Consider the following 5705-nt stretch of genomic DNA (forward strand, 5'->3'; position numbering starts at 1 on the left):
CAGAGTTCTTTTAGAACTAATGACAAAAGAAGATAAAGACTAAACGCAAAAACTAAAAAAACTCCAACATTTTGTACATGAAAGTAGAATAGCGATTGTAAGCGCCGCCATTTTAATTAAAAGAACATTCTTTCAATTAAATATTAAGACACAAATTATGTTGAAAAATTTTAAACCTATCAGCTTAATCTTGCTGGCAGGAGCCACTTGTTTCCCCGCAAGCATTTTTGCAGAAACAATGCCCTCCAAGCAAAGCGTGAGTATTTCCCAGCAGAGCGGGAAAGTCACAGGTACTGTTGAAGATGACCTCGGCCCTGTAGCCGGTGCATCTGTCGTAGTGAAAGGGACAACCAATGGGATTATGACCGACATGGACGGTAATTTCGTATTGGAAGGTGTAAATAAGGGGGACATCATCCAGATTTCCTTCATCGGTTACACAACTCAGGAAATAACGTATAACGGCCAACCTTCTCTTCAAGTAAAACTTTCCGAAGATACTCAGAAGCTCGATGAAGTCGTTGTTGTTGCTTTCGGTACGCAAAAGAAAGTGAATGTAACCGGAGCCGTTTCATCTGTTGGGGCGAAAGAACTCTCAGCCCGTCCGGTAAACTCTACTATCGACGCCTTACAGGGTGTTGTGCCGGGTATGAATATCTCGACAAGCAACGCCGGTGGTTCTCTGAATGCCGATAAATCGTTCAACATTCGTGGTACAGGTAAAATCGGGGATTATGGTTCCGCTTTAACTCCTCTTGTTTTGATCGACGGCATGGAAGGAGACATCAACGCAATCAACCCGCAGGATATCGAAAACATCTCTGTACTGAAAGATGCCGCCGCTTCATCCATTTACGGTTCACGTGCTCCGGGCGGTGTTATTTTGGTAACAACAAAAAGAGGTAAAGCAGGCAAGCCAAACATCAACTACAACAACAACTTCCGTTTCAACTCACCGTTGAATATGCCGCATATGGCTGACTCTTATAGCTTTGCTCTTGCCATCAATGATCAAATTGCAAATACCGCAAATGCGGGAGCGCCAATGTATAGCGCAAAAAAACTGCAACAGATTTTAGACTATCAACAAGGCAAAGGCGGCCAATACATGTGGGAACTTAACGGACGCTGGAATTCATTCGACGACCCGAACCGTATGGATATTATGCCTGCTGCCAATACGGACTGGTTGCACGAACTGTTCGGAAGCAGTTTCACACACGAACATTCGCTCAGCGTGAATGGCGGTTCCGAAGCGATGCAATACTACCTGTCGGCCAACTATTTGGATCAGGGTGGTTTGCTGAAATACGGAGACGACGGTAAAAAGCGCTATTCATTAACAGCAAAGATTAATGCCGATTTGGCGAAATGGTTAAAAGTGGGCTACAGCATCCGTTTCAATCGTTCTGATTTCGACTCGCCTTCATTTGCCAACAATGGTGTAGGTGATGTACATTCAAATGTATTCTATTTTGACGTTTGCCGTTATTGGCCGGTAATTCCGCTTGTCGACCCGAACGGTTATTACACAGCAGAATCAAAAATCTATCAGTTGGAAACCGGTGGACGTTATAAAACCCAAAGCGACGTTCTGGCACAGCAGCTCCAATTCCTGATCGAACCGATTAAAAACTGGAAAACGACTGTCGAACTGAACTATCGTTCGAATTATAACTTCGATCATACGGATTACCAGACCGTTTATGCTTATGATGTAAACAAAAACCCGTATGCCATCGCCAATACGACTTCCGGAGTAAAAGAATATGGTTATAAGAGCAACTTCTTTAACCCGAATATCTTTACAGAATACAGCCAGCAGCTTGAAAGCGGACACAACTATAAAGTAATGATCGGTTTCCAGAGCGAACTCTTCAAACAACGGGACATCACGGCCAGCCAGGACGGTATCATGGCAGGTATCCCGACATTGAATACGACATCGACCAATGCGCGCAATAGCGGTGGTTATGCAGAATGGGCAACAGCCGGTTTCTTCGGTCGTGTCAACTATGACTACAAAGGGCGCTACCTGGCTGAAGTAAACCTACGTTACGACGGTACTTCACGCTTCTTGGCCGACCAGCGTTGGAACTGGTTCCCCTCTTTCTCTTTGGGATGGAACATTGCACGTGAAGCATTCTTCGAAAACATGACAGACCTGATCAGTACATTGAAACTTCGTGGTTCATGGGGTGAATTAGGTAACCAGAACACAGAAAACTGGTATCCGTTCTATCGCATAATCGATTTCAAACAGAATGACGGTAAATGGTTGGTTAATGGGGTTAAACCCAATACCGCAGCAGAATCCAAACTGGTTTCCGCTTTATTGGGATGGGAAAAGACACAGACACTGGATATCGGTTTGGACGTAGCCATGCTTAACAACCGTTTGAATGTAAACCTGGACTATTTCCAGCGCAAATCCAAAGATATCGTTGGTCCGGCACCGGAATTGCCTAATATATTAGGTATAAAAGTTCCGAATGTAAACAATCTGGATATGACCTCCAAAGGTTGGGAATTAATGGTTACATGGCGTGACCAGATTCAAGACTTCAGATATGGAGCGACATTGTCATTATCAGACAACCAAGTTGTCGTCGATAAATTCCCGAACCCGTCAAAAGACTTAGGCCAAAAGTATTACGATGGTTCTCATTTAGGGGATATCTGGGGATACCAGACTGTCGGAATTGCCAAAACGGATCAGGAAATGCAGGATCATCTGAGCAAAGTAAACCAGTCCACTCAAGGAAGTAACTGGGGAGCAGGCGATGTCATGTATGCCGATATCAACAACGATGGCGTTATCAATGATGGAGATAATACTCTGAATGACCATGGTGATAAAGTTTTATTGGGAAACAGCACTCCACGCTATAACTTCGGTTTGAATCTGGATGCTGCATGGAAAGGTTTCGACCTGAAAGTATTCTTCCAAGGTACACTGAAACGCGACTACATGCCGTCTGACGGCGCTATGATGTTCTGGGGTTCCGTTGGCTACTGGCAGACAAACTTCTTCGAAAGCCACCTGGATTATTTCCGTCCGGAAGGAACCGACAGCCCGTTAGGAGCCAATGTCAACGGTTACTTCCCGCGCCCGGTACAGGATAACAAAAACCGTAAAGCACAAAGCCGGTATATGCAAAATGCAGCATATTGCCGCCTGAAGAACGTTACATTGGGTTATACATTGCCGATGCAATTGACAAACAAATTCTTCGTGAATAATTTGCGTCTGTTTGTCTCTGCAGAAAACTTATTCACAATCACCAGCTTGCGTGATACGTTTGATCCTGAAACAATTGGTGTAGGTGACTGGGACGGATGTACTTATCCTCTGTCAAAAACCTTCTCATTTGGTTTAAGTGCAACATTTTAATTAACAGAAGATTATGAAGACATATATTAAAGTATTAACAATAAGTGCATTAATGATGGGCGGCTTTAGCAGTTGCAACGATTTTCTTGACAGGGAACCGTTGGACAAAGTAATCCCTGAAAAGTTCTTTAATGCAGAGAGTGATTTAGCGGCTTATGCCATCAACAACTATAAGTTCGAGACAGTCACCGACAGCTACGGCATCAACCTGTTCGGTAAAGACAACGATACCGACAACCAGGCCGGAACCGGCGATCCGAAATTCTGGCTTCCCGGATTGAAACAAGTGGCATCTTCTGTTGGTGACAACGGATACAAGTGGGAAAACATACGTTCCTGCAACTATTTCTTCGACAACGTACTTCCCAAATATGAAGCCGGAGAAATCAGCGGAAACCAGGATAATGTGAAACATTATGTCGGTGAGATGTATGTAAACCGTGCTTATTCTTATTACCAGATGTTGGTGAAATACGGAGATTTACCCATTGTCACAACAGCTCTCCCCGATATCGAAGATGAGCTGATGAAAGCATCCGAACGTCAACCGCGTAATAAAGTGGCACGCTTTATCATCGAAGATTTGAAAAAGGCGGAAGACATGCTGTTGACAACGGCTCCCGGCGGAAAAAACCGTATCAGCAAAAACGTCGCTTACCTGTTGCATGCACGTGTTGCCCTTTTTGAAGCGACTTGGGAAAAATATCATCAAGGAACAGCTTTCGTCCCGGGAGGAAAAGGCTGGCCGGGTAAAGACGCACAAGGCTATAACGCTGATGCCGAAATCAATTATTTCCTGGACGAAGCAATCGCAGCCTCTAAAGTTGTCGGAGACCAGCTTGTTGGCAATCTGGCTAATAACACGGATGCAGCAGAAGGCATGGATGCAAACCTGAATTCCTTGAATCCTTATTACACCATGTTCTGCGACGAAAACATGGAAGGATACGATGAAATCCTGATGTGGAAGAAGTTTGACGAATCATTAGGCGTCACAGCCAACTTGCAGATGGAATTGGAACGTAACGGCGGTGGTTCGGGATGGACACGCGGAATGGTCAATTCATTCCTGATGCGCAACGGTCTGCCTATTTATGCAAACGGTTCCGGTTATAATAAGGAATGGGAAAAAGAAGGCGTAAACGCGACTCTTCAAAACCGTGACTCCCGTATCGTGATCTTTACAAAGAAACCGGGTGATGTAAACTTCTATCAGCCGGATGGAACACCTGCACTTTGTCAGATCAGCTTTATCTACGGGGATGCCGGAAGCTTGGCAACAACAGGTTTCATCATCAAAAAAGGAAAGCATTATTCCAGCCATATGGCAAACGACCATAATGCGTCTACATCAGGCGGTATCGTCTTCCGCGGCACGGAAGCCATGCTGATCTACATGGAAGCAAGCTACGAAAAGAACCATGTGGTCGACGCAACAGCCAGCAGTTATTGGAAAGCCTTGCGCCGCCGTGCCAAAGTGGACGAAGACTTCAACAAAACAATTGCAGCCACAATCATGTCGGAAGAGGCAAAAGGCGACTGGGGCGCGTATTCACACGGCCAGTTGATCGATCCTACTTTGTATAATATCCGCCGTGAACGCCGCAACGAGCTTTGTGCCGAAGCATACCGTTGGACAGACCTGAAACGTTGGCGCGCATTAGACCAGATGAAGACTACGCCCTATCGTACCGAAGGTATGCTGTATTGGGGTAGCGTGTATGAAAAGGAATTGGCAGACCTTTGCGTTGTCGATCCGGCAAAAGGCAATATGTCTTCTCCTGAATTAAGCAACTACATCGTTCCTTACGAAAAAACAGCTAACGGCGATATCGCCAAACAAGGAGGATTCAAATTCACTCCGGCTCACTATCTGGAACCGATCAGTGTCGACGTATTCCGCCAGACAGCCGTAGACAAAAACGATTTCTCAAGCGCTGTCGTTTATCAGAATCCAGGCTGGGGCTATCAAGCCAGCATGGGCGCGACAGAAGTCGAATAGACGGATTTAGAATAAGTTAATTCATACCCGGAGAGAACGTTTACAGTTTCTCTCCGGGTATTTTTTTGCCTTCTAACTTTCAATTTTCAACTCTTTAACTTTCAACTATCCCGGGGGGGCTTATTGTATAAAACGCTTTTTTCAGGCTCGAAAGGCATCCGAAACAAAACAAATGTTAATCCGCTTTTTTGACCTCAAAAAGGGACTTTTTCTGCTTTTTTGAAGGTTTTCCACAATTACGACCGTCCTCTTTGCCATTACGACCGTGCTAATGTGTAGTGCACTCGGCACCTCGCGAAGATTAGCACG

2 protein-coding genes are annotated in these 5705 nt (G+C 45.0%); both read left to right on the forward strand.

Features of this window, described 5'->3' with window-relative positions; translation table 11 throughout:
* Positions 1 to 157 precede the first annotated feature (157 nt).
* Positions 158 to 3394 (forward strand): SusC/RagA family TonB-linked outer membrane protein, encoded by a 3237-nt coding sequence (locus DWU89_RS20060; RefSeq protein ID WP_115501402.1) that lies wholly within the window; start codon positions 158 to 160, stop codon positions 3392 to 3394.
* Between the two features lie 13 nt (positions 3395 to 3407).
* Complete coding sequence (locus tag DWU89_RS20065; RefSeq protein WP_115501403.1) at positions 3408 to 5396, forward strand: RagB/SusD family nutrient uptake outer membrane protein; 1989 nt, start codon at positions 3408 to 3410, stop codon at positions 5394 to 5396.
* Positions 5397 to 5705 lie beyond the last annotated feature (309 nt).

Source organism: Parabacteroides acidifaciens, assembly GCF_003363715.1.
GTDB lineage: Bacteria > Bacteroidota > Bacteroidia > Bacteroidales > Tannerellaceae > Parabacteroides > Parabacteroides acidifaciens.

Coding starts and splice junctions, on each gene's coding strand:
- DWU89_RS20060 (WP_115501402.1), top strand. CDS start 158: ATGTTGAAAAATTTTAAACCTATCAGCTTAATCTTGCTGGCAGGAGCC.
- DWU89_RS20065 (WP_115501403.1), top strand. CDS start 3,408: ATGAAGACATATATTAAAGTATTAACAATAAGTGCATTAATGATGGGC.